The 22028-nt window shown below is 64.2% G+C and carries 23 protein-coding genes; 15 read left to right on the top strand and 8 right to left on the bottom strand.

Going from position 1 to position 22028, the window contains the following annotated elements; genetic code table 11:
• Positions 1-75 precede the first annotated feature (75 nt).
• The 4 genes from OHD58_RS21590 (at position 76) to OHD58_RS21575 (ending at position 4147) form a co-directional block, all read left to right on the top strand.
• Positions 76-771 carry a GntR family transcriptional regulator gene (locus tag OHD58_RS21590; RefSeq protein ID WP_263805517.1) on the top strand — a complete coding sequence of 232 codons (696 nt, stop codon included), beginning with the start codon at positions 76-78 and terminating at the stop codon, positions 769-771.
• Between the two features lie 370 nt (positions 772-1141).
• Complete coding sequence (locus OHD58_RS21585) at positions 1142-2638, top strand: MFS transporter (RefSeq protein WP_263805516.1); 1497 nt, start codon at positions 1142-1144, stop codon at positions 2636-2638.
• Between the two features lie 107 nt (positions 2639-2745).
• Positions 2746-3144, top strand: coding sequence for a VOC family protein (locus tag OHD58_RS21580; RefSeq protein WP_263805515.1), 399 nt, complete (start codon positions 2746-2748; stop codon positions 3142-3144).
• A gap of 55 nt (positions 3145-3199) precedes the next feature.
• Positions 3200-4147 (top strand): tripartite tricarboxylate transporter substrate binding protein, encoded by a 948-nt coding sequence (locus tag OHD58_RS21575; RefSeq protein WP_263805514.1) that lies wholly within the window; start codon positions 3200-3202, stop codon positions 4145-4147.
• Between the two features lie 75 nt (positions 4148-4222).
• Here the strand turns inward: OHD58_RS21575 and OHD58_RS21570 are convergent, their stop codons facing one another.
• Positions 4223-5023: an HpcH/HpaI aldolase family protein gene (locus OHD58_RS21570; RefSeq protein WP_263805513.1), complete on the bottom strand. Its 801-nt coding sequence runs from the start codon at positions 5021-5023 to the stop codon at positions 4223-4225.
• A gap of 105 nt (positions 5024-5128) precedes the next feature.
• Here OHD58_RS21570 and OHD58_RS21565 point away from each other — a divergent pair, with 105 nt between their 5' ends.
• From OHD58_RS21565 to OHD58_RS21555, 3 genes are read left to right on the top strand one after another with little or no spacing between them, the layout of a single operon-like run.
• Entirely contained in the window at positions 5129-6166 is a 1038-nt protein-coding gene (locus tag OHD58_RS21565) for a 2-hydroxyacid dehydrogenase (protein WP_263805512.1), read from the top strand.
• Positions 6167-6187: 21 nt separating this feature from the next.
• On the top strand, positions 6188-7903 hold the full coding sequence (locus OHD58_RS21560) for a dihydroxy-acid dehydratase (RefSeq protein WP_263805511.1): 1716 nt from the start codon (positions 6188-6190) through the stop codon (positions 7901-7903).
• A 58-nt stretch (positions 7904-7961) separates the two neighbouring features.
• A complete protein-coding gene (locus tag OHD58_RS21555) occupies positions 7962-8735 on the top strand; it encodes an HpcH/HpaI aldolase family protein (protein ID WP_263805510.1) in 774 nt (257 codons plus the stop codon).
• Between the two features lie 13 nt (positions 8736-8748).
• Here OHD58_RS21555 and OHD58_RS21550 read toward each other — a convergent pair whose 3' ends face one another.
• A complete protein-coding gene (locus tag OHD58_RS21550; protein WP_263805509.1) occupies positions 8749-9486 on the bottom strand; it encodes a FadR/GntR family transcriptional regulator in 738 nt (245 codons plus the stop codon).
• A gap of 204 nt (positions 9487-9690) precedes the next feature.
• Between OHD58_RS21550 and OHD58_RS21545 the strand changes: the two genes are divergently transcribed.
• The 4 genes from OHD58_RS21545 (at position 9691) to OHD58_RS21530 (ending at position 13198) form a co-directional block, all read left to right on the top strand.
• Positions 9691-10647, top strand: coding sequence for a tripartite tricarboxylate transporter substrate binding protein (locus OHD58_RS21545; protein ID WP_263805508.1), 957 nt, complete (start codon positions 9691-9693; stop codon positions 10645-10647).
• 111 nt (positions 10648-10758) lie between these two features.
• Positions 10759-11778: a peptidyl-alpha-hydroxyglycine alpha-amidating lyase family protein gene (locus OHD58_RS21540; RefSeq protein ID WP_263805507.1), complete on the top strand. Its 1020-nt coding sequence runs from the start codon at positions 10759-10761 to the stop codon at positions 11776-11778.
• Entirely contained in the window at positions 11775-12206 is a 432-nt protein-coding gene (locus OHD58_RS21535) for a cupin domain-containing protein (RefSeq protein ID WP_263805506.1), read from the top strand. The genes OHD58_RS21540 and OHD58_RS21535 overlap by 4 nt, the downstream gene beginning before the upstream one ends.
• A gap of 8 nt (positions 12207-12214) precedes the next feature.
• On the top strand, positions 12215-13198 hold the full coding sequence (locus OHD58_RS21530; protein WP_263805504.1) for an EamA family transporter: 984 nt from the start codon (positions 12215-12217) through the stop codon (positions 13196-13198).
• 34 nt (positions 13199-13232) lie between these two features.
• Here OHD58_RS21530 and OHD58_RS21525 read toward each other — a convergent pair whose 3' ends face one another.
• The 4 genes from OHD58_RS21525 to OHD58_RS21510 all read right to left on the bottom strand — a co-directional run bounded on the left by OHD58_RS21525 (position 13233) and on the right by OHD58_RS21510 (position 16787).
• Positions 13233-14015, bottom strand: a complete 783-nt coding sequence (locus OHD58_RS21525; RefSeq protein ID WP_263805502.1) for an SDR family oxidoreductase — start codon at positions 14013-14015, stop codon at positions 13233-13235.
• Between the two features lie 19 nt (positions 14016-14034).
• Positions 14035-15468 (bottom strand): NAD-dependent succinate-semialdehyde dehydrogenase, encoded by a 1434-nt coding sequence (locus tag OHD58_RS21520; RefSeq protein WP_318528279.1) that lies wholly within the window; start codon positions 15466-15468, stop codon positions 14035-14037.
• Between the two features lie 195 nt (positions 15469-15663).
• Positions 15664-16251, bottom strand: coding sequence for a thiamine pyrophosphate-dependent enzyme (locus tag OHD58_RS21515; protein WP_263805499.1), 588 nt, complete (start codon positions 16249-16251; stop codon positions 15664-15666).
• 8 nt (positions 16252-16259) lie between these two features.
• Positions 16260-16787 (bottom strand): thiamine pyrophosphate-binding protein, encoded by a 528-nt coding sequence (locus OHD58_RS21510; protein ID WP_263805498.1) that lies wholly within the window; start codon positions 16785-16787, stop codon positions 16260-16262.
• A 181-nt stretch (positions 16788-16968) separates the two neighbouring features.
• Here OHD58_RS21510 and OHD58_RS21505 point away from each other — a divergent pair, with 181 nt between their 5' ends.
• Genes OHD58_RS21505 through OHD58_RS21490 form a run of 4 tightly spaced genes read left to right on the top strand, consistent with a single transcriptional unit; the run spans position 16969 to position 20784 of the window.
• The gene (locus OHD58_RS21505) at positions 16969-17928 is read left to right on the top strand and encodes a peptidyl-alpha-hydroxyglycine alpha-amidating lyase family protein (protein ID WP_263805496.1); all 960 of its coding nucleotides are present in this window, start codon (positions 16969-16971) and stop codon (positions 17926-17928) included.
• A gap of 10 nt (positions 17929-17938) precedes the next feature.
• Positions 17939-18850, top strand: coding sequence for an NAD(P)-dependent oxidoreductase (locus OHD58_RS21500; RefSeq protein ID WP_263805495.1), 912 nt, complete (start codon positions 17939-17941; stop codon positions 18848-18850).
• A gap of 1 nt (position 18851) precedes the next feature.
• Positions 18852-19595: an SDR family oxidoreductase gene (locus OHD58_RS21495; RefSeq protein WP_263805494.1), complete on the top strand. Its 744-nt coding sequence runs from the start codon at positions 18852-18854 to the stop codon at positions 19593-19595.
• Positions 19596-19599: 4 nt separating this feature from the next.
• Positions 19600-20784 carry a 2-methylaconitate cis-trans isomerase PrpF family protein gene (locus tag OHD58_RS21490; RefSeq protein ID WP_263805493.1) on the top strand — a complete coding sequence of 395 codons (1185 nt, stop codon included), beginning with the start codon at positions 19600-19602 and terminating at the stop codon, positions 20782-20784.
• A gap of 16 nt (positions 20785-20800) precedes the next feature.
• Here OHD58_RS21490 and OHD58_RS21485 read toward each other — a convergent pair whose 3' ends face one another.
• The gene (locus OHD58_RS21485) at positions 20801-21136 is read right to left on the bottom strand and encodes a hypothetical protein (protein WP_263805492.1); all 336 of its coding nucleotides are present in this window, start codon (positions 21134-21136) and stop codon (positions 20801-20803) included.
• Complete coding sequence (locus tag OHD58_RS21480; protein ID WP_263805608.1) at positions 21136-22002, bottom strand: DUF6772 family protein; 867 nt, start codon at positions 22000-22002, stop codon at positions 21136-21138. The genes OHD58_RS21485 and OHD58_RS21480 overlap by 1 nt, the downstream gene beginning before the upstream one ends.
• Positions 22003-22028: the final 26 nt, after the last annotated feature.

The following is a 22028-nucleotide window of genomic DNA, read 5'->3' as shown; positions in this document are numbered from 1 at the left end:
CCACACGGCATACAATAGTCTACGGAAATGTTCGTCGACATTCGGGGTGAATGTCGGTCACGGGGTGACAGATTGATGTCGGATGATCGGGAATTCATGTCGGGCAACCAGGGTACGGGTTCGGCCCTGTCGTCGCGCGGTGGCCCCCGGGGCGAGTTCGTCTACAAGGCGCTCCTCGACGGCATCCGCGCCGGACGCATCTTGCCGGGCGATCGCATCCGCGAGGAAGACGTCGCACAATCGCTCGGTGTAAGCCGCACTCCGGTTCGCGAGGCGCTTCAGCACCTGCAGGCCCGGCGCCTCGTCGAGATGGCACCCGGCCGCGGCATCGTCGTGGTCGAACTCAACACCCAGCAGGTGATGGAACTCTACGCCATGCGCGAGGTGCTTGAAGGTGCCGCCGCCCGGTTTGCGGCCCAGCATGCGCTGCCGGCTGAAATTTCCATGATGCGCGAATTTCTCGACGAGTTCGAGAAAGCGGAAGGCGACCCGCCGCGGCTGGCGCGAATCAACAACAGTCTGCACCGGACGATCTACGAAGCGGCCCGCAACCGCTACATGCACGAAGCGCTGAACAATCTCGAGGATGCGTTGTCGCTGCTGCAGAACACGACGTTCAGCCTACCTGAGCGCTATGGTTCCGCCTCGCGCGAACACCAGGCGATCGTCTCGGCCATTGAAAACCGCGACAGTGAAGGCGCCGAGGCCGCGAGCCGGCTGCACATCCGCGAATCGCAGCGTGCCCGCCTGCGGATGCTGATGAACCGCTAGGAAGCCCTGCTCCGCACGATTCCACGGCGAGAGTCACCCAAGCGCTGTATCGGGCAGTGCAACAATCTCGACGTCGCAAGAACTGAATTGATCCGTTCCGACGCATCCAGGCAGACCGGCAGTAGTAACGTCGGGGTGAACACGCCGTTTCGGCCTTGCGGTGAAGTTGTCATCTGTATACAGATAAATACATCAAGATACAGGACTTCGGATTGGCTTCCACAAGCCGTCATCGGCTGCGTCTCGACACCGCCAATCGGATTCTCCAGCTGACCATGCAAACCCTCGCCACTGAAGGGCCGGATCGGCCCTGCTACAACCGGACGCCCCTCCCCGATCCACGACATGACATGGCCGGGAAGCTGCCGGGATGAGCGCGCCGGATCCTTCTCCAGGCACGGACGGGGCACAGCCGGCCTCGGCGACCTTCCTCTATATTTTTCCAAAAGTCGCGTTGCCGATGTTTCTGGCGCTGTCCGACCAGTCGATCCTGGCAACCGCGCTGCCGGCGATCGCCGGATCGCTGGGCGGCGTCGAGCAGATATCGCTCGTCGTCATCGGCTACCTCATCGCCGCGACTGTCGCCGCACCGGTCTATGGCCGTCTCGGCGACGCGTTCGGCCGGCGCAACATGATGCTCGGCGCCCTGGGCATCTTCATGGCGGCGTCGGTCCTCTGCTCCTTCGCCAGCAGCCTGACGATGCTCGTCATCGGCCGAGTGCTGCAAGGATTGGGCGGCGGCGGCCTCATGGCGCTCGCCCAGGCACTGATCGGCGAAACCGTGGTACCTCGCGACCGCGCCCGCTACCAGGGATACCTGGCCACTGTCGGCGTCAGCTCCAATGCGCTCGGGCCTGTGCTGGGCGGGCTCCTGACCGAGCATTTCGGCTGGCGCTCGATCTTCATCTTCACCTTGCCTCTCGGCCTCCTGGCAATCTGGCAGATTTCGCGCCTGCCCAGGCATGGCGCCAAGGGCGGCGTCTTCAAGTTCGACTATCTCGGCCTGCTGCTGTTTGCCTGCTTCGTGATCTCGGTGCTGGTGCTGCTGGAGCATGTGCAACGCTTCGAGGCCAGCGGAATACCGTTGATGCTGGCCTTGCTGGTCGTCGCTGTCATCTCGTTCGTGCTCCTGGTTTCGGTAGAGCACCGTGTGACCGCCCCCCTCCTCCCGGTCGATCTTTTCCGCAATCCAACAATCTGGCGCGCCAACGCGGTCGCCGGCTGCCACGGCGCCATTCTGGTCGCGCTGCTGACCTTCGTGCCCATCTATCTGCGCGTCGTGCATGAAGCGTCGGCCAGCCAGACCGGGCTGCTGCTGGTGCCGATGACCGTCGGCATCGGCCTCGGTTCGCTGATCACCGGGCGTATCATCAGCCGCACCGGGCGAACCGCCATCCTGCCCTCGTGGGGACTGGTCTTCGTCGTGGCCGGGCTGACGATCATTGCGCTCTACGCACCACAGTTCCGCCCGATCGAACTGTCCGCTTCGCTCGGCCTGATGGCGCTTTTTCTGGGAACCGTCATGAGCGTGGTGCAGGTTACCGTCCAGCTGGCGGCCGGCCAGGCCATGCTCGGCGCCGGCGCGGCATCGGTCCAGTATTCGCGTTCGATGGGCGCAGCACTCGGCACCGCCATCGTCGCTGCCGTTTTGTTCACGACGCTGTCGTACACCGATCCGGAAGCCGGGCGCCTGTTCGGCCAGGTGCTGCAGTACGGTGCCGGCGCGCTCGAAAGCCTGCCAGCCGCGCGCAGCGAGATCATCCAGGCCGAGTTCGCGCAATCCTTCCGCGCGGCCTTCCTCGCGATTGCCGGGATTGCCGCGCTTGCGGCCATTTTTGTCTGGACGCTGCCACTGCGCCGCATCTGACGCATTTTAGCTCTGCCTCATAACAATCGGCTTGACAAAGCCGGGCAACTGCTATGTCACTATGTGTGATGTATACAACCGCATGCAGATGAATTGGATCGCGCTCCATGGTGTTCCGCATCAATCACATTCACGTAAAGTCACGCGACCCGGGAGCGTCGGCCGACTGGTTCGCGAAAGCCTTCAACTTCACCATCCTGACCGACGAAACCCGCAAGTCGGGTGACCGTTTCATTCGCTGCCAGACCGAAGACGGCTCGCTGCGGGTGAACTTTTCCGGCGAGCAGCAGGGCGAGACCCTGCCCGACGGCATCGTCGGCGTACATCTCGGTCTCGAGCATTTCGGCATCGATTCGACGGATATCGACGCCGATGTCGAGCGCCTCTCGGCGCTCGGCGCCAAACTCGACGAGGCCCCGCGCGTCGGCAGGGGCGGCCAGATGGTCGCCTTCATGCACACGCCGGACGGCGTCCGCGTCGAACTCATGCAACCGCCGAAACAATAACAATCGACAGCGGCCGTGTTCATCGGCCGCCGCACTATCAGGGAGGAAACTGGATATGCGTACTTTGAAAATTCTGCTCGCGGCGGCCACCGCGACGTCGATGCTGGCGGGGCCGGCAATGGCCGAATACCCGGAACAGCCCGTTACATTCATCATCCCCTACGGTCCTGGCGGCACGTCGGACGTCGGCGCCCGCACCTGGGGTCCGTTCATGGAAAAGTGCCTCGGACAGCCGGTCGTGTTCGTCAACAAGCCCGGTGCGGGCGGTGAACTCGGCTTTGCCGAACTGGCGAACGCCAAGCCCGACGGCTATACGATCGGCGCGCTCAACGTGCCGAACTTCCCGGCCGGCGCGATCACCAAGGAAAGCCCGCCCTACAAGCTCGACAGCTTTGCATTCCTCGGCAACCTCTACGGCTCGATCGTGACGATCAATGCCAAGAAAGGCGGCAAGTACAAAACGCTGGAGGAAGTCGTGGCGGCAGCCAAGGCCGGCCAGGTCAACATGGGAATCTCGAACTTCGGCGCCGACGACCACATCAAGATGCTCGCCTTCATGAAGGCGGCCGATGCCAAGTTCACCTTCATCCCGATGACCGATGCCGCGGCATCCCGCAACGCCGTCATCGGGGGCCATGTCGACGTGTCGGGCAACTCCATGACCGAAGTCGCGCAGTTCCAGAACGAGCTGCAGACCCTGGCCATCGCTTCGCCGGAACGCCGGCCCGAACTGCCGGACGTGCCGACCTTCAAGGAACAGGGCTACGAGATCTTCGGCGGCTCCAACCACGTGCTTGGAGCGCCTGCGGCGACTCCGCCGGAAGTCGTGGAGAAACTGTCGACCTGCTTTTCCCAGGTCGCCGCCGATCCGGAATTCCAGAAAGTCGCAAAGGAACGCACGCTCCTCCTCAACGTGATGAACGGCAAGGAAACGGCGGATTGGGTGGCCAAGGAATCCGAGATGCTGAAGGCGCTGTGGGAAAGCGACCGCTGGCTAAAATAGCTCCTCCCGAGGCTGTTTGCGCGCAGCAAACGGCGGGAAGGACCGGCTTTAGCCGGTCCTTCCCATTTTCGGGGTTCACGAACGCGCCTTCACCGCGTTCTTCAGGGCCTTGGCGCGCTGCGACGCGCCTTCGATCAGGTAGGTGATGTCGGTTTGAGTGGTGTGAAAGCGCAGGCCTTTCTCGATGTACCCGGCAAGGCGCTCAAGATTGCGGTCGCCACCCAGCCCGGCGAACTTGCCATTGGCGCCGCATGTCGAAATCAGGCGATGCACCACCGACAACAGCTCCGGATCGTCGAAGGCTCCGGGCTTGCCCATATCCGCCAGAAGGTCCGTACAGCCGAGATGGATGACATCGACACCCTCGACAGCGGCGATTGCGTCGAGATTCTCGACACCCTCGACCGTCTCGATCATGCAGGCGACCAATGTCTTGTCCTCGATCTCGCGCAAGAGTTCGACGATCGGATACGGCCGGTAGCCGGTGACCGAATAGGTGCTCTGGACGGAGCGCTTGCCGAGCGGCGGGAAACGGCAGGCCTCGACGACCCGTCGCGCCTGGTCGGCATTGGCGACATCGGCAACGACGATACCGGAGACACCGGCGTCGAGAAGCTTCGCGATATCGGGATCGTCGTGGCGCGGCACCCGTACGATCGTCGCCACGCCGCAGCCGATCGCGGCCTGCGCGATGTGGCCGATGGTCTCCAACGAAAACAGCGCGTGCTGGGTGTCGATGAAGAGGAAGTCGTGACCGCTGACCTTGGCGATCGCCGCGACCTCTCCCGACCGCGCCAGGCGCACCACCAGGCCGAGCGTCACCTCTCCGGCCCGCATCCTTTCCAACGCGGCGTTGCCGACGTGAAGTTTTTCCATTGGTTCTCCCCTCTTGCCTGCCGAACCGGGCCTTCCGGTTCATCGAGTTCACTTGCGTTACGTCAACTTTGTCATATAAACTGACAATCTTTCCTGGAGAGATACATGCCGTCGAACGGTTCGTCCAACAAATTCAAAGTGGCCTGCGTGGGCCGCGCCTTCGGCCCCGAAGCCGAGGCGATCATTCGCGACGTCGCGCCGGCGGAGTTCGATCTTACGTTCAGCGTCGAGACGGGAGAGGCCGCGCATCCGCTCGTTCACGAGAGCGATTTCATCCTGGTCACCATGCCGGTAACCGAAAAACTGATCCAGGAATCGCCGAAGCTGCGGCTGGTCCACAAATGGGGCATCGGCGTCGACAAGATCGACCTGGAAGGCGCCGAGCGGCAGGGCGTCCCGGTGGCGATCACCGCCGGCTCGAATGCCGGCGCCGTCGCCGAGCACACCTTGCTGCTGATCCTTGGCGCCTTGCGCCGCATTTCGCTGGCCGACCGCAGCATGCGGGCGGGCGAATGGATCTACACCGAACTGCGCCCGCTCTGCCGCAAGCTCTCCGGCAAGAAGGTCGGCATCCTCGGCTTCGGCAACATCGGCAAGAACGTCGCCCAGCGCCTGCAGGGCTTCGAGGTGGAGATCATCTACCATGACCCCTACCGGGCCAGCGAAGAAGTCGAGAAAAAGCTCAACGCCCGCTATGTGTCTTTCGACGACTTGATGGCCGAGAGCGATATCCTCACCCTGCATTGCCCCGGCGGCGAGGCCAACCATCACATCATCAACGCCAGGAGCCTCGCCCGCATGAAACGCGGCTCGGTGCTGGTCAACTGTGCCCGCGGCGACGTCGTCGACGAGCAGGCCATGGTGGCGGCGCTGAATTCCGGCCAGCTTCTGTCGGCGGGGCTTGACGCCTTCGAGCCGGAGCCGCTGCCGGCATCGAGCAAGCTGCTCGCGATGGACAATGTCGTGCTGACGCCGCACACCGCCGGAAGCGTGCTCGATAACGTCGCGCCGGTGGCCCTGCATGCCTTCCGCAACATGCAGCGCGTCATCAATGGCGAGCCGATCCCGAGGTCGGACCTCGTGGTGGTTCCTTCCAAGCCCCGCCAGTTCGCCGGCAGCGACGCCGGCGCGCAACGCGCCTGATCGCGGAAGGTTCTGACGAACATGGCGGAGGACAAGCCAAGGGGGCTGGCCGCGGGATTGACCAATTACGGCGATCCAGGCTTTGCAGCCTATCTGCGGCGGTCCTTCGCCCAGTCGATGGGCTATTCGCGTGATCTGTTGTCCAAGCCGGTGGTCGGCATCACCTGGACGGCCAGCGACTTCAACAATTGCCATCGTGGCGTGCCGCGGCTGGTCGAGGCGGCAAAGCGCGGCGTTCTTGCCGCCGGCGGCCTGCCGCTCGATTTCCCGGTGCCGTCGCTCGGCGAGGTTTTTCTCAACCCGACCAGCATGGTGTTCCGCAATCTGATGGCGATGGCGACGGAAGAGATGATCCGCGCCCAGCCAATGGATGCGGTGATCCTGGTCGGCGGCTGCGACAAGACGCTGCCGGCGCTGGCCATGGGCGCCATCTCGGCTGGCAAGCCGGCGATCATGCTGGCGACCGGACCGATGATGACCTCGCTCTACAAGGGCGAGCGGCTCGGCGCCTGCACCGACTGCCGCCGCTTCTGGGCAAAATACAGGTCCGGCGAAGTCGACAAGCAGGAAATCGGAAAGATCGAGCAGACGCTTGCAACCACGGAAGGCACCTGCTCGGTGATGGGCACGGCCAGCACCATGGCGATCCTGTGCGAGACGATGGGCCTGATGTTGCCGGGCACCGCGGCCATCCCGGCCGTTCATGCCGACCGGTTGCGCGCCGCCGAGGAAACCGGGCGGGCGGCGATGCAGCTTGTTTCGAGCGGCCTCACCTACGACCGCATGCTGAGCCAGGCGAGTTTCGACAACGCCATGAAGATGCTGCTGGCGATCGGCGGTTCGACCAACGCGGTCGTGCATGTCGCCGCCATGGCCGGCCGTCTCGGTTTGGACTTTTCCCTGGAGCGGCTGAACCGGTTCTCCGACGAGACCCCCGTGCTGGTCGACCTCAAGCCGACCGGCCAGGGCTACATGGAGGATTTCTTTGCCGCCGGCGGCGTCGGCGCAGTGCTGAACCGGCTGCGCGGAAAGCTCGATCTCGATGCGATGACGGTGACCGGCGCGCCGCTCGGCGACTTTGCCGCTGCCGACGACGCATGGATCGCCGACGAGGTGATCCGGCCGGTCGAAAATCCGGTGCGCGAAAACGGCGGGCTGGTCGGACTGTTCGGATCGCTCGCTCCCGGGGGTGCGGTGCTGAAGCGGGCGGCGGCTGATGAGCGTCTGTTCGAGAAAACCGCGCGCGCCGTCGTCTTCGACGGACTGGCCGATCTCTCCGCCCGCATCGACGATCCGGATCTGGACGTGACCGAGGACGACGCGCTGGTGCTGAAGAACGCCGGCCCGATCGGCGCCGGAATGCCGGAGGCCGGCTACCTGCCCATCCCGGCAAAGCTCGCCAGGCGTGGCGTCAAGGACATGCTGCGCATCTCGGATGCCCGCATGAGCGGCACTGCTTTTGGAACCATCGTGCTGCACGTTTCGCCGGAAGCGGCGGCCGGCGGCCCGCTCGACCTCGTCCGGAATGGCGACCTTGTCCGCATCAGCGTCAAGGATCGCCGCATCGACCTTGTTGTCGAAGAGACTGAACTGGCGCGGCGGCGTGTGGCAAAGCCTCCCCGGCTCGCCGCGAAGGATCGTGGCTGGCTGGGCCTCTTCAAGCGGCATGTGCTACAGGCCGAGCGGGGCTGTGATCTGGATTTCCTGACCGCGGAATTTCCCCACGAGGAAAGCTGACCATCACGATATGAACCGGCCTCGTCGCGACTCCACGAGGCGCCAATCGGAGGAAGACATGGCAAACATCGCGCTTCAGAAACTTCGCCAGCACGAACTGTCGCTGGGCGTCGTGCTCAGGCAGGCCCGCAGCGTCGAAACCGCCAAGATATTCGAGACGGCCGGCTTCGACTGGCTGTTCATCGACCTCGAGCACAATTCCATGTCGATCGAGACGGCGAGCGAACTGTCCGTCGGATCGCTCGATGCCGGCATCGCGCCGCTGGTCCGCGTTCCCGAAAATCAATACTGGATGGCGACGCGCGCCCTCGATGGCGGCGCCCAGGGCATCGTCATGCCGCATGTCGACACCGTCGAGCAGGCGCGAGAAGTGGTGCGACAATTGCGCTATCCGCCGGTCGGGCGGCGGTCGATCTCCTCGATGCAGGTGCATGTCAACTTCCGCTCCATGCCGGTCGGCAAACTGACCAAGCAGCTCGACGAGGATTTCCTGATCGCGGTGATGCTCGAAACTGAGGCGTCGATCGAGAACTGCGAGGCGATCGCCGCCGTGGAGGGCATCGATGTCGTCATGATCGGCGGCAACGATCTTTGCCTGGACATGGGAATTCCCGGCGACGTCATGAACCCGCGCGTCGTCAAGGCTTTCGAGCGCGTCGCCGCGGCATGCAAGAAGCATGGCCGCCATGCCGGGCTCGGTGGCGTGCGCAAGCCAGAGGACCTGAAGGTCTATTTCGACATGGGCTACCGCTTCATCCTCGCCGCCAACGACGTCACCCTGCTGGTCGACGCCGGCCAGAAGCGGACCGAAGCCCTGCGCGCACTCATCTGAGTTGCACCGCCGATCAGGCCGGCGCGGTTTCGCCGTGCCGAAGCCGCTTCACCGTATTGCGAATGTGGATGCGCGCGGCGGCGGCGGCCTTCGTGGGGTTCGCGGCTTCGATCGCCGCGAGGATCGCGACATGCTCGCCCTGCGCCTGGAGCCACAGCCCGGCCGCCTTGCTCTGCGACAGCCTCGCCGTCTTTTCACGGGCCTGCCTGATCTCGCGGCGTATATGCGGATTGATGAAGTCGAAGAAATCGCTGTAGAGCGGATTTCTAGTCGCCAGCGCAATCGACCGGTGAAAGCGGACATCGGCATCGATGCCCTCCTCGGTGCCTGCCATGTCCGCAGCCATGATCGAAAGACAGTGCCGCATCTCGTCGAGATCGGCCTCCTGCCGCCGCTCCGCGGCAAGCCGCGCCGCCTCGACCTCGAAGGCCATGCGAAGCTCGAGCACATGGGCGAACGGCGTCTCCGCCGGGCCGCCCGACGGATCGATGCGGAACGAGCGGCTCCATCCCGTCGGCGTGACGAAGGTCCCGGCGCCCGGCCGCGCGGTGACCACGCCATCGGCCCGCAGCCGCGAGATAGCCTCGCGCACGACGGTTCGGCTGACGCCGTATTGGGTGGCGATTTCGGCCTCAGTCGGCAGCCGCTCTCCGGGCGATATCTCCTCGCGTGCGATCCGCTCGATCACGTCGCTTGCAAGCCTGCTTGCGAGGCCTTCGCGTGCCAGAAAGGTCGGTTTGTTTCGCGGCATTCTTCGCCTGACTTGGTATGACAATCCGATCAAGTCTTAGCGTGACATCCTCGCATGCACAACGCCGGTGCGGACTTGACGTGAAATGCTGAAAAAAGCGCCACAACCGCCCTCAATACGGCGAACACCATCTTGCCAAACGATGGAGACGACCGTTAGGATTGTCTGATATATACAACCGTATACAATAAAGGGAAACGCACAATGAGATTGAAATCCAGCCTGGCCCTCCTGCTCCTGGCAAGCGTCGCCGCCACGCCCGCCGCAGCCGAATATCCCGAGCGGCCGATCGCCTTCATCAACCCGAACTCCGCCGGCGGCGGCACCGACGTCGGCATCCGGACCTGGGCGCCCTATGTCGAAAAATGCCTCGGCAACGGCGCCACCTTCGTGGTCACCGCCATGCCGGGCGCAACCGGTGCCGTCGGCATGACCGAGGCGGCGAAGGCGCCGAACGACGGCTACACCATCGCCTCGCTCAACATGCCGCAATTCGTCACCAACCAGATCGGCAAGCAGATGACCTTCACGGTCGACACTTTCGATTTCCTCGGCAATATCGTAGGCGTCCGCTCGCTGATCGCGGTCCGCCCCGACAGCCAGTTCAAGACCCTTGCCGATTTCGTCAAATTCGCCAAGGAAAGCGGCCAGCCGATCAATGTCGGCCTTGGCGGCCTCGGCGCCGACGACCATCTCGGCGGCCTGCGTTTCGAACAGATGCTCGGCGTCGATTTCAACTTCATTCCGTTCGGCTCCGGCGCGGATTCGCGCAACGCATTGCTCGGCAGCCAGGTGGAAATCGCCTTCATGTCGAACAGCGAAGCGGCGCAGTTCCGCGACGAGATCCGGCCGCTGGCGATTGCCGCCGACAGCCGCGATCCGCTCTATCCCGACACGCAGACTTTCAAGGAAGCCGGTTTCGACCTGATCTCGGGCTCCGACCACATCATCGGCGTGCCCAAGGGCGCACCGGCGGAGGTGGAGACGAAACTGGCCGAGTGCATTGCGCAGGCGGCCAAGGATCCAGCGTTCCTGGCCGATGCCAAGAAGCGCTCCCTGTCGCTGAACATCATGGATGCAAAGCAGACCGACGCCTTCGTGCGCGAGCAGGACAAGATTTTCCGCGACCTGTGGGCCACCAATCCCTGGATCGCCAAATAGCCGGCCAGCCGGAAGCATTTCTGCGGCACTAGCCGCCGCGATCCAGACGGGCCGCGTGACCGGTTTCGGCGCGGCCCGCCGGACAATCCTGCCTCGCGAAGGAATAGCGACATGACAACCATCCTCGGAAGCGGCGACTTCACCTACAAGGTGGAAGAGCAATGGGTGAAGCTGCCCCCCGGCATCGTCATGGGCGACGTCGCAGCACTTGCAGTCGACCGGCGCGACCGCGTCTATCTGTTCAACCGAGGCCCCAATCCGATGATCGTCGTCGATGGCGAAGGGGCTTTCCTCGACACCTGGGGCCAGGGCGTCTTCAGCAATCCGCACGGCCTGCATATCGGCCCCGACGACACCATCTTCTGCACCGACGATGGCGACCACACCGTGCGCAAATGCACGCTGGACGGCAAAATCCTGCTGACGCTCGGTACCCCGAACAGGCCGGCGCCCTATATGTCCGGCCAGCCCTATCACCGCTGCACGCACACGGCGGTCTCGCCGGAAAACGACTTCTATGTCTCCGACGGATACGGCAACGCCCGCGTCCATAAATATTCGCCGCAGGGCAAGCCCATCCTGTCCTGGGGAGCACCCGGCATCGACGCCGGCCAGTTCAACTTTCCGCACAACATCTGCTGCGACGTCGACGGCTGGGTCTATGTCGCCGACCGTGAAAATCACCGCATCCAGGTCTTCGACGGCAACGGCAGATACGAGACCCAGATCAACAATCTGCATCGCCCGAGCGCCTTGCTGCTCGGTTCCGGCAAGTGCCCGATCTGCTATGTCGGCGAGATCGGCCCCTACATGAACGTCAACCGCAAGAATCCGAACCTCGGGCCGCGCGTCTCCATCACCACCAATGACGGCAAGCTGCTGGCGCGCTTCGGCAACCTGCCGACCGGACCGCGCAATCCGGGCCAGTTCCTTTCGCCGCACTCGCTGGCGGTGGACTCGAAGGGGAATCTCTATATAGGCGAGGTCAGCACCCGGGCCTGGCCTTCGCTCTTCCCCGGAGAGCCGCTGCCTGACAATCTGCACCGCATGCACCGGCTGACGAAAATCCCCGACCCGGCTCTCGACAAGAGCGCTGCCGGCAAGGCGGGCGCCGAGGGGCTGTTCGCATGACGGGCGCATCGGGGGCGGTCCTGCGGCCGGAGCAGCTTAAGGTAATCGACCGCGGCGGCGGCGCCCGCACGACACCTTTGGTGACGCGGGCCATCGGCTCGACCTCGATGCTGAACGGCATCACCGAGTTCCAGCCCAGCGCCTCCATCCCGATGCATTCGCACAATTGCGAAGAGAGCGTTATGGTGCTCGACGGGGAATGCATCGCGGTGATGGACGGCATCGAACATGTTCTTGGGCCGAACGACACGACCTTCATTCCGAGCGGTGTGCCGCATCGTTTCATCAATGCCTCCAAAACGCACAATGCGAGGATTTTCTGGACCTACGCATCGATCGATGCCACGCGTACGATGATCGCGACTGGAGAGACACGCCCGGTCTCGACCGAACATTCGGCGCCGAAATCCGCAGGCGGCCAGGGGTGAGCTAGGCCATGCTCGGTGGTCTCCTGGCCTTGCTGGCGGCTTTGACGTTCGCCATCAACAATGCCGCCTTCCGGCGCGGCGCACTGACCGGAACGGTGGCGCAAGGCATGGCGATCTCGCTGGCCATCGGCGTCGTGCTGTTCGTCGTCGTGGCGTCGCTAACCGGCGCCTGGAGCGCCGCCGCCGCCTTTCCCGCCAATTCATTCCTGATGCTGTGCGCGGCCGGCGTCCTGCATTTTGCCTGGGGCCGGTACTGCAATTTCCGCGCCACCAAGGCGATGGGCGCCAACCTCGTCGGCCCGCCGCAACAGATGAGCATCGTCGTCACGCTGGTGCTAGCGATCGTACTTCTCGGCGAGGCGCTGACACCGCTCAGGCTGCTCGGCATCCTGTTGGTGATATTCGGTCCCGCGGTATCGCTGCGGGCGCGAAAGGCGACGCTCGGTCCGGACGCGACCGCTTCGACCTTCAAGCCGAATTATGCCGAAGGCTACACCTTCGCGCTGCTCTCGGCGACCGGCTACGGCACCAGTCCCATCCTCGTGCGCACGGCGCTTCAGGATGGCGGCCTTGTCGCCAGCATTGCCGGTGGCCTGATCGCCTATGTAGCGGCGGCGGGCGTGATGGCCTTTGCCCTGCTGTCACCCGCGCTTCGCGGCGGCATATTCAGCGTCGATCGCGTGTCGCGAAAATGGTTTTCGATTTCAGGCGCGCTTGTCGCGATCTCGCAAATGACCGGCTACATGGCGCTTGCGGTGGCGCCGGTGTCGGTGGTGACGCCGATCCAGCGCCTGTCGCTGGTATTCCGCGTCTTCGCCAATTCGCTGCTGAACCGCGAGCATGAAGTGATCGGTGGCCGCATCTGGGCGGCGACCATCATCGGCCTCATCGGCGCTATCGCATTGTCGCTCAGCACGGATTATGTGCTCGAGGTTCTGCCGTTGCCGGAATGGCTCGAAACCATTGCCCGCTGGCAATGGCCCGCCGCCTGAGGATCGAGGCGAACGCGATCCTCCAAGCACCTGCTCAGATGAAAGGCGCCTTGCCGCCATCGACGGGAATGGCGGTACCGGCAACATAGGACGCGTGCTCGGAAGCGAGGAAACAGGCGACATTGGCGAACTCTTCCGCCCTGCCCATGCGGCCGAGCGGAATGTCCTTGCCGACTTCGGCGATCATGTCTTCCAGCGTCGCACCGTCCTTGCGGGCCTTCTGGCGGCGCGCGATCTGGTCGGAGACGATCGAGCCGACCATCAGCGCGTTGACCAGCACGTTGTGCGGAGCGCCCTCGCCCGCCAGCACCTTGGTCAGCGCCAGCCCGGCGGCGCGGGACACTGTGGTGGGCGCCCCGCCCGCCCGCGAGTGTTTGGCGTTGATCGACAGGACATTGATAACGCGCCCCCAGCGACGCTGCTTCATCTGCGGCCAGGCGAGCCGCGTCATGCGGATCGCGCCCATCAGCTTCTGCTCGATGTCGTCCTGCCACATCTGGTCGGTGATCGTCTCGAAGGCGCCAAGTCGTGACTCGCCGGCATTGTTGACGAGGATATCCACCTTGCCGAAGGCGGCCATCACCTTGTCATAGGCGTCCTGCGTATCGCCGGCCTTGCCCACATCGCAGACGAAACCCTCGACCTTGCCCTTCGCAGATTTGCGGACCATCGCCACGGCTTCCTCGATTGGGCCGATGCCGCGCGCCAGTATGGCGACGTCGGCACCGGACTGGGCGAAGCGGGTGGCCATCGCCAGCCCCAGCCCCTTGCTGCCGCCGGTGATGATCGCCGATCTTCCGTCCAGCCTGATATCCATGACAACTCCCCTGCCGGCGCTACGCCGTGATCTTCTGCGAGATGAACTTGGTGATCATGAAGGCGTCCAGCGTCTCGTAGCCGCCCTCGCGACCATAACCGCTTTCCTTGACGCCGCCGAACGGCGTATCGGCCTGCGACGTACCGAAATGGTTGAGCGACATGATGCCGCTTTCGACGCGGTGCGCCAGTTCGAACGACCTAGCCTGCGAGTTGGTGAAGGCATAGGAGCAAAGGCCATAGGGCAGACGGTTGGCGATCTCGATCGCTTCTTCGAGGTCGTTGAAGCGGATCACCGGCGCGATCGGGCCGAACGGCTCGATGTTCACCACGTCGGCGTCATCGGGAACGTCCGTCAGCACGGTCGGCTCGAAGAAATAGCCGCGGTTGCCGATGCGCGATCCGCCGGTGGCGATGGTGGCGCCCTTCGCCTTCGCATCGGCGACCATCGCTTCCAATGCCGCCATGCGACGCGGGTTGGCGAGCGGGCCCATCTGCGTTCCCTTGTCCAGGCCGTTGCCGATCTTGATGGCCTTTGCCGCGTTGACGAAGGTCTCGACGAAGGCGTCATGCGCCTTTTCCTGGACGATGAAGCGGGTCGGCGCGGTGCAGATCTGCCCCGCATTGCGGAACTTTCCGGCGGCTCCCTGCTTGGCGATGGCCGCGACATCGACGTCGTCGAAGACGATGACCGGAGAATGGCCGCCGAGTTCCATGACGGCCGGCTTCATTGCTTCAGCGCAGAGCTTGGCGAGGTGTTTGCCGACCGGCGTCGAGCCGGTGAACGTGATCGCTCGGATGACCGGCGAGGCGATCAGATAGGCCGAGATCATCGACGAGTTGCCGGAGACGACGTTGATGACCTCCGGCGGCAGTCCGCCGGCAAGCAGGCATTCGACCAGCGCGCAGGTGGATGTCGGCGTTTCTTCCGAACTCTTGATGATGACGGAGCAGCCGGCGCCCAGCGCTGCTCCCAGCTTGCGGCCGGGCGAAGAAATCGGGAAATTCCACGGCGTGAAGGCCGCGACCGGCCCGATCGGCAGCTTGAGCCCGAAACGGTTGAAGCCGGGATCGCTGGGCACGATGGTGCCGTAGGCGCGGCGGCCCTGCTGCACGTCCCATTCGATGATCGAGGCCGCCCGGATGATTTCCATCCGAGCTTCCTCGACCGGCTTGCCCTGCTCCATGGTGATGTGCGGCGCGATCTCGGCCGCGCGCTCGCGCAGGATCTGGCAGCCCTTCATCACGATGTCGCAGCGCGCCTCGGCGGAAAGGCCGCTCCACGCCTTGAAGCCGCGCTGCGTGGATTCCAGAGCGCGGTCGAGATCGGCTTCGGTCGCACCCGGCAGTTGCGCCAGAACCTCTTCCGTTGCCGGATTTATGACATCCTTCGGCTTTCCGGACCCCTTGGTCCACTCGCCGGCGATGTACATCAAGGGCGCCTTGTAACTCACCACGTCTTTCTCCTTGGGGTATGTGACCGCCCGGAAACGCGGCCGCCTGCTTCAAGTTGTGAGGGAACCTAACCTTGTATTCATCCGCATACAAGGTGCTCGTTGCCCGTTTGTATGACAATTCATCCCGTTACAGCGCTACGGCAAGAATGCGATTCTTTTCAGCAGAACGCGACTTCAAGCCTTTGACCTGGTTCAATTTTTGCCAAGGAGCGCACGGCGGAACTGCGCCTTCTGCAAAACGCCGTCGCGGTTGCGCGGGAAAAGCGGGCCGATGTCGGTGCTGACCTTTAACGTGGCGAAGATCGGGCCTGGCGCCGAGCGGATGAGAGGCGCCGCTTCGTCGAGTTCCGCCGTTGTCCTTATGGTCCGCGCAACCGCAAAACCGCACCCGGTCGCGACAGCGGCGAGGTCGACGCCGCGCCCCGTGTGGGTGCGCTGCATGCCGGTCTCCGCGTAGTATTCGTTGTCGATGACGACGATCGCCAGATTGTCCGGCTTCTCCGCGCCGATGGTCGCCAGCGAGCCGAGGCTCATCAGCATTTCGCCGTCGCCTGCAAAGACGATGACCCGGCGTTTCGGCTGCGACAGCGCAAGGCCAAGGCCCACCATGGTCGCCTGCCCCATGGCGCCGCCAAGCGGAAAATCCTGCTCGAAATCGACCTGGATGGCCGCCACGTCGTAGGACGGGCCGCCAAGCGAGGAAACCGTGAGCGTGTCGCCGCGATCGGCGAGAATGTGTTTCACCGCCGCGCGGCGGTCCAGCGTGTTTCCATTTTTCATGGCCGGGCTCATTTGAAGATCTTGGCGCCGATCAGGCGCTGGGAAAGAAGGACGGCGATCGACTGCGACGCTGAGAACGACATGCGCAGCGCTGCACTCACCGTTTCCTCGATGTCTTCGGCTTTCTCGACGCGCAGGCAGACCATGCCCATCGCCTCCAGCACCGTCGGCGTTGCCTGCCCCATCGCCATCTGCCAGTTGTTGGCCTCGCCGAAATCGCCGCGCATGGTGACGAAGGTAAGGAACGGTATCTGGCAATTCTTGATCAGCGACAGCGCGTTGATGCAGTTGCCGACACCGCTCGACTGCATCAGCAGGGCGCTGCGCACGCCGCCGAGCCAGGCGCCGGTGGCGACGCCGATGCCGTCCTGCTCGGTGGTCAGCGATACCGTGCGCATGTCGGGATCATCGGTGCAGTGCTGGATCAGTTGCTTGTGGCCGCCGTCCGGCACATAGGAAACCTGCGTGACCTTGGCTTCCTTAAGAAGCCGGTAGATCGTCTGCGGCCACGCCGCGCCTTGCTGCTCGTCTGACATTCCTTACCCGTCTCTCCATCCCGGCATCCATTTCGCCGGCAGTCGACCGCCGCCGCCAAATACGGCGGATTTAACGACTACCGGCAAAATCGTGTTGCCTGTATACATGGGTAGACTATAGGATACAAGAAACCCGCCGGTGATTTTATGATACGGCGGCGTTTGGCTCGCGGAGGAGTTGATGACGGTGATCCTGGGCGAAGGCGACTATCGCTACGCCATGCAACGCGGCTGGGGCCGCCTCCCCGACGGCTGGTCGCTCAACGAGGTCGGCGGCGTCGGCGTCGATTCCAGCGACCGCGTCTATGTCTTCAACCGCGGCGAACACCCGATGGTGGTGTTCGACCGCGACGGCAATTTCCTGACCTCCTGGGGCGAAGGGCTGTTCAAGCGTCCGCATGCCGTCCACATGGGGCCGGACGACAGCATCTTCTGCACCGACGACGGCGATCACACGGTGCGCAAATGCACGCTCGACGGCAAGGTGCTGATAACCATCGGCACGCCCAACCAGCCGTCGCCCTACATGAGCGGCCAGCCCTTCTGCCGTTGCACCCACACCGCCTGCGCACCCAACGGCGACATCTATGTCTCCGATGGCTACGGCAACGCCCGCGTGCACAAATACACGCCGGACGGCCGCTACCTGAAAAGCTGGGGTTCTCCCGGAACCGGACCGGGCCAGTTCAGCCTGCCGCACAACATCACCTGCGACGCCGACGGCTGGGTCTATGTCGCCGACCGCGAACTGCACCGCATCCAGGTCTTCGACGGCGAGGGCCGCTACGAGACGCAGTGGAACAATCTGCACCGCGCCAGCGCGCTCTACATGCCCGCCGGGAGCTGCCCCCTCTGCTATGTCGGCGAAGGCGGTCCCACGATGAGCGTCATCCGCAAGGTGCCCAATCTCGGCGGACGCATCAGCATTCTCGACAACAAGGGCAATTCGCTCGCCCAACTAGGCGCCCCGCACACCGGCAACGGCCCGGGCGAGTTCATGTCGCCGCACGGCATCGCGGTGGACTCGCAAGGCTCGATCTATGTCGGAGAAGTGGCGCGCACCGCCTGGGGTCACATCAACCCGGGCATCCCGGTGCCGGACCCCATCCATGTCCTGAACAAACTCACCCGGGTGCCGTAGGAGCCTCCACATGAAACTTGCCTTCATCGGATTCGGCGAAGCGGCACAGGCCATGGCGCTCGGTTTCAAGGGCGAGAAGAGCCTCGACAAGCTGTCCGCTTATGACATCCGCATCGAAGACCCGGCGCATGCGGCGGCGTTGAAGACAAAGGCGGCGGAACTCGACGTTTTCCTGGCGCCGTCGGTAGCCGAGGCGGTCGCCGGTGCGCCGGTGGTGCTGTCGATGGTGCAGGGTTCGGCATCGGTCAAGGTGGCCGAATCCGTCGCGCCGCATCTGTCGCCCGAGCAGATCTTCATCGATCTCAATTCCATCGGACCCGACGCCAAGCGCCGTGTTGCCGCAGCCATTGCCGACGGCGGCCCCGGCGCCTGCGTCGAGGGCGCCATCATGGATGCCGTGCGGCCGAAGAACCACAAGGTGCCGATCCTGCTCGCCGGCCCTCGGGCGGACGAGGCAGCCGCCACCCTCAACGGCGTCGGCATGAAATGCGAGGCGATCGGCGACAGGATCGGGCAGGCCTGCTCGGTCAAGATGATCCGCAGCGTCATGATGAAGGGCGTCGAGGCGCTGATCCTGGAGAGCATGCGCGCCGCAGAAACGGCCGGCGTCACCGAGCGCATCCTCGACTCGGTGAACGTCACCTTCGAGGGCCTCGACTGGCGCAAGCTCACCTCGCACTATCTGAAGCGCACGCACGAACATGGCGCCCGCCGCGTTTCGGAGATGAAGGAGTCCGCCGCGACGCTGCGGAGTTTCGGACTGGAGCCGCGCATGTCGCTGGCGATCGCCGAGACGATTGCCGGAGGCCATGCCAGGCTTTCGTCGACGCCCTATGATGCCGCCGCGCAATATCCGGAACTGCTGAAGATACTCACCACGCCGCAGGCCGGCAGCCAGTCGAACAAATTGCAGGAGAAATAATATGGCGAAAGTCGCCGTGGTCACAGGCGCGGGATCCGGCATCGGCCGGGCGGTGGCGCTTGGTCTGCTCGATGCCGGTTATGCCGTTGCGCTGGCCGGGCGCCGCGTGGCGGAACTGGAGGAAACGGCGGGCCTGGCGAAGGCGGGCAAGCCCCTGGTCGTCCCAACCGACGTATCCGACCAGGCCGCCGTCGAGACCCTGTTCGAGAAGGTCGGCAAGCAGTTCGGCCGCCTCGACCTCCTGTTCAACAATGCCGGACGCGGCGCCCCGGCCGTGCCGATCGACGAGCTGCCGGTCGAGACCTGGCGCGCCGTCGTCGACACCAATCTCACCGGCGCCTTCCTCTGTGCCCGCGAAGCCTTCCGCATGATGCGGACCCAAACGCCAGGCGGCGGCCGCATCATCAACAACGGCTCGATTTCCGCCCATGCGCCGAGGCCGTTCGCCACCGCCTATACCGCGACCAAGCATGCCATCACCGGCCTGACCAGGCAGCTTGCGCTTGACGGTCGCTCGTTCGACATCGTCTGCGGCCAGATCGATATCGGCAATGCCGATACGCCGCTGACGGGACGGATGAAGGAAGGCGTCCTGCAGGCCGATCTCCGCAAGGCAACCGAACCGTTGATGGACGTGAAGCATGTCGCGGATGCCGTGCTCTACATGGATGACCTGCCGCTCGAAGCCAATGTGCTGTTCATGACCGTCATGGCCAACAAGATGCCTTTCGTCGGCCGGGGCTAGATCGATGGACGCGCCCCGCGAAGCCACGCAGTCCGACCAGGTCGCGGTGCCGGCGGTGTTCATGCGCGGCGGCGCCTCCAAGGCGATCGTCTTCCATCGCAGGGACCTGCCGGTAGACCAGGCCGCCTGCGACGCGATTTTTCTCGCAGCCATGGGCTCGCCCGACCCCAATGGCCGTCAGCTCGACGGCATGGGCGGCGGCCTGTCGTCATTGTCGAAAATCTGCATCATCGAAAGGTCGAGCCAACCCGGCGTCGATATCGACTACACGTTCGGCCAGGTCGAGGTGCGCGATGCCCGCGTCGACTACAAGGGAAGCTGCGGCAGCATGGCCTCGGCGATGGGGCCTTTCGCTGTCGACGAAGGGCTGGTCGACGCGCCGCGCGACGGTGAAGCCACGGTTCGCATCCGTGATGTCAACGCCGACAAGATCATCGTTTCGCGCTTCGCGATGCGCGGCGGCAGGGCGGCGGTGACCGGCGATCTCGCCGTCGACGGCATCTCGGGAACGGGTGCCGCCGTCCGGCTGGAGTTCCAGTCTCCAGGCGGCGCGGCGACTGGGAAACTGCTGCCGATGGGCAACGTCGTCGACACCGTGGACGTGGCGGGCGTCGGATTGATCGAATACAGCTTCGTCGATGCGGCGAACCCGGTGATGTTCGTTGCCGCCGAGGCCGTCGGCCTGACCGGCACGGAGCTGCCCGACGCGATCGAATCCGCTCCGGGCCTGCTGGAGCGGATCGAATTGATCCGCCGTCATGTCACCGTGAAGGCCGGGGCCGCGCCCGACATTGCCGCTGCCGCAAAAGTCTCGCTGCCGCGCATCGCCTTCGTGGCGAAAAGCGCCAGGGCCGCAACCCTTTCCGGGCGCGTCCTCGAGGCCGGAGACGCCGACATCATGATCCGGATGATCGGCCGCGGGTTGCCGCATCGCGCCGTACCGGTGACGACCGCGCTCTGTCTTGCCGTCGCCTGCAGGTTGCCCGGAACCATCCCCAACCGCCTGCTCAGCACCCGCGCAGCGCAAGGCGGCGACATCGTCGTCGCGCATCCGAGCGGCGCCTGGACCCTGGCGGCTCAGGTCACCGATACCAACAGTGGCGGCTTCAACGCCGAGATGGCGTCCGTGCAGATGACCGCGCGACGGTTGTTCCAGGGTGAGGTGCTCGTACCGGCGAGCCGCGTCTAAGGCTGTATGCTCGGCCTCAAGCCTTCAGGTGAAGGGTGATCAGCACGGTACAATCGGCGCCGGCGTCGAACCGTGTTGTTATGCGCAGCCAGTTGCCGAATGTCGTCAGGCGCGCCACGGCGACCTGATCCTTGGCCGACGGCATCTCGAATTCGGTGCCTTCCCTCACCCAATGCATGCCGTCCGGAGAAATCTCCACCCACGCTTTCGGCGCCTTGCCGGCCGGCTGCTTCAATGCGCGTAGGAAGAACACCGCCTCGCGCGCCCAGCCGGCCTCATATGGTTCGCTTGCCGCTTCGCCGGTCCAGTATTCGTTGCGGGCGACGATCGCCGTTATGTTTTCCGGAAGCATCAGAAATCCCCCGAAATGCAGACCGAGTCGACATAGAGGAAGGCGCGCTTGGCCACGTCGGTTTCGGCAAACAGGGCGAAGTTGAGCATGCACCACAGATTCTTCATCGCCGGGATGCGGATCGAATCGAAACCGGAAAGATCGAATGTGCGGTCGTTGCACTGGAGCCCTGTCGCCTGCATCGTCTCCAGATCGAAATCGAAGCGCAGATAGCTCCAGTTCACTTTTGTCGGGATCTCGTTGTAGCAAAGCCGCTGCCCACCATCCGGCAGGTCGATCCATCCGTCCGGCGCCAAATGATAGTGGCTGAGGGTCTTGTCCTCGCTGCCGATCGCCTTGAATGTCGTCGTCTCGCGCTTGTACTGCCACTTCTGCAGGTGCTTGCCGTCGGCGGCATTCAGGAAACGCAGATGCGGCATGACGCGCTCTCCGTCTCCGTCGCGGTCGCCGCCTTGCAGGTCGAACAGGAGGCCGATTGAACGCACGTCCGTCTCCGACAGCTTCAATTCGGTCGCCTCCGGTTTGAAGGTGAAATAGAGTTCGAAGCGGATGGGTCCACGCTTGCGGAATGTGTGGCGTTTGATGGCGACATTCTGCGCGCCAGGCCTTGCCCGTGTCGCGATCTTCAGGGCGTAGGAGGAGCCCATGCCGCCGTGCGAGCCCGCATCCCAATGGCCGAGCGTGGAAAGCATCGCACTCGTGTGCTGCGCATAGCCAGGCAGCATCGTGTCGAGGTCACCCTCATAATTGCCCACCAGTTGCGACCAGCCGCAATGGCCGCGGGAGAAATCGTCGAAGGAGATGATGCGCGGCAGCGGGTCGAAGCGCGACAGCGCCGGATCGGCCCGCAGCATCGCCAGCCGCATCGCCTCGCTCATGCCGGCAGTGGAGA

This window comes from Mesorhizobium sp. ZC-5 (genome assembly GCF_025753855.1).
GTDB lineage: Bacteria > Pseudomonadota > Alphaproteobacteria > Rhizobiales > Rhizobiaceae > Neomesorhizobium.
The sequence above is the reverse complement of the archived record's forward strand: the minus strand, read 5'-3'. Positions and strand labels throughout refer to the sequence as shown.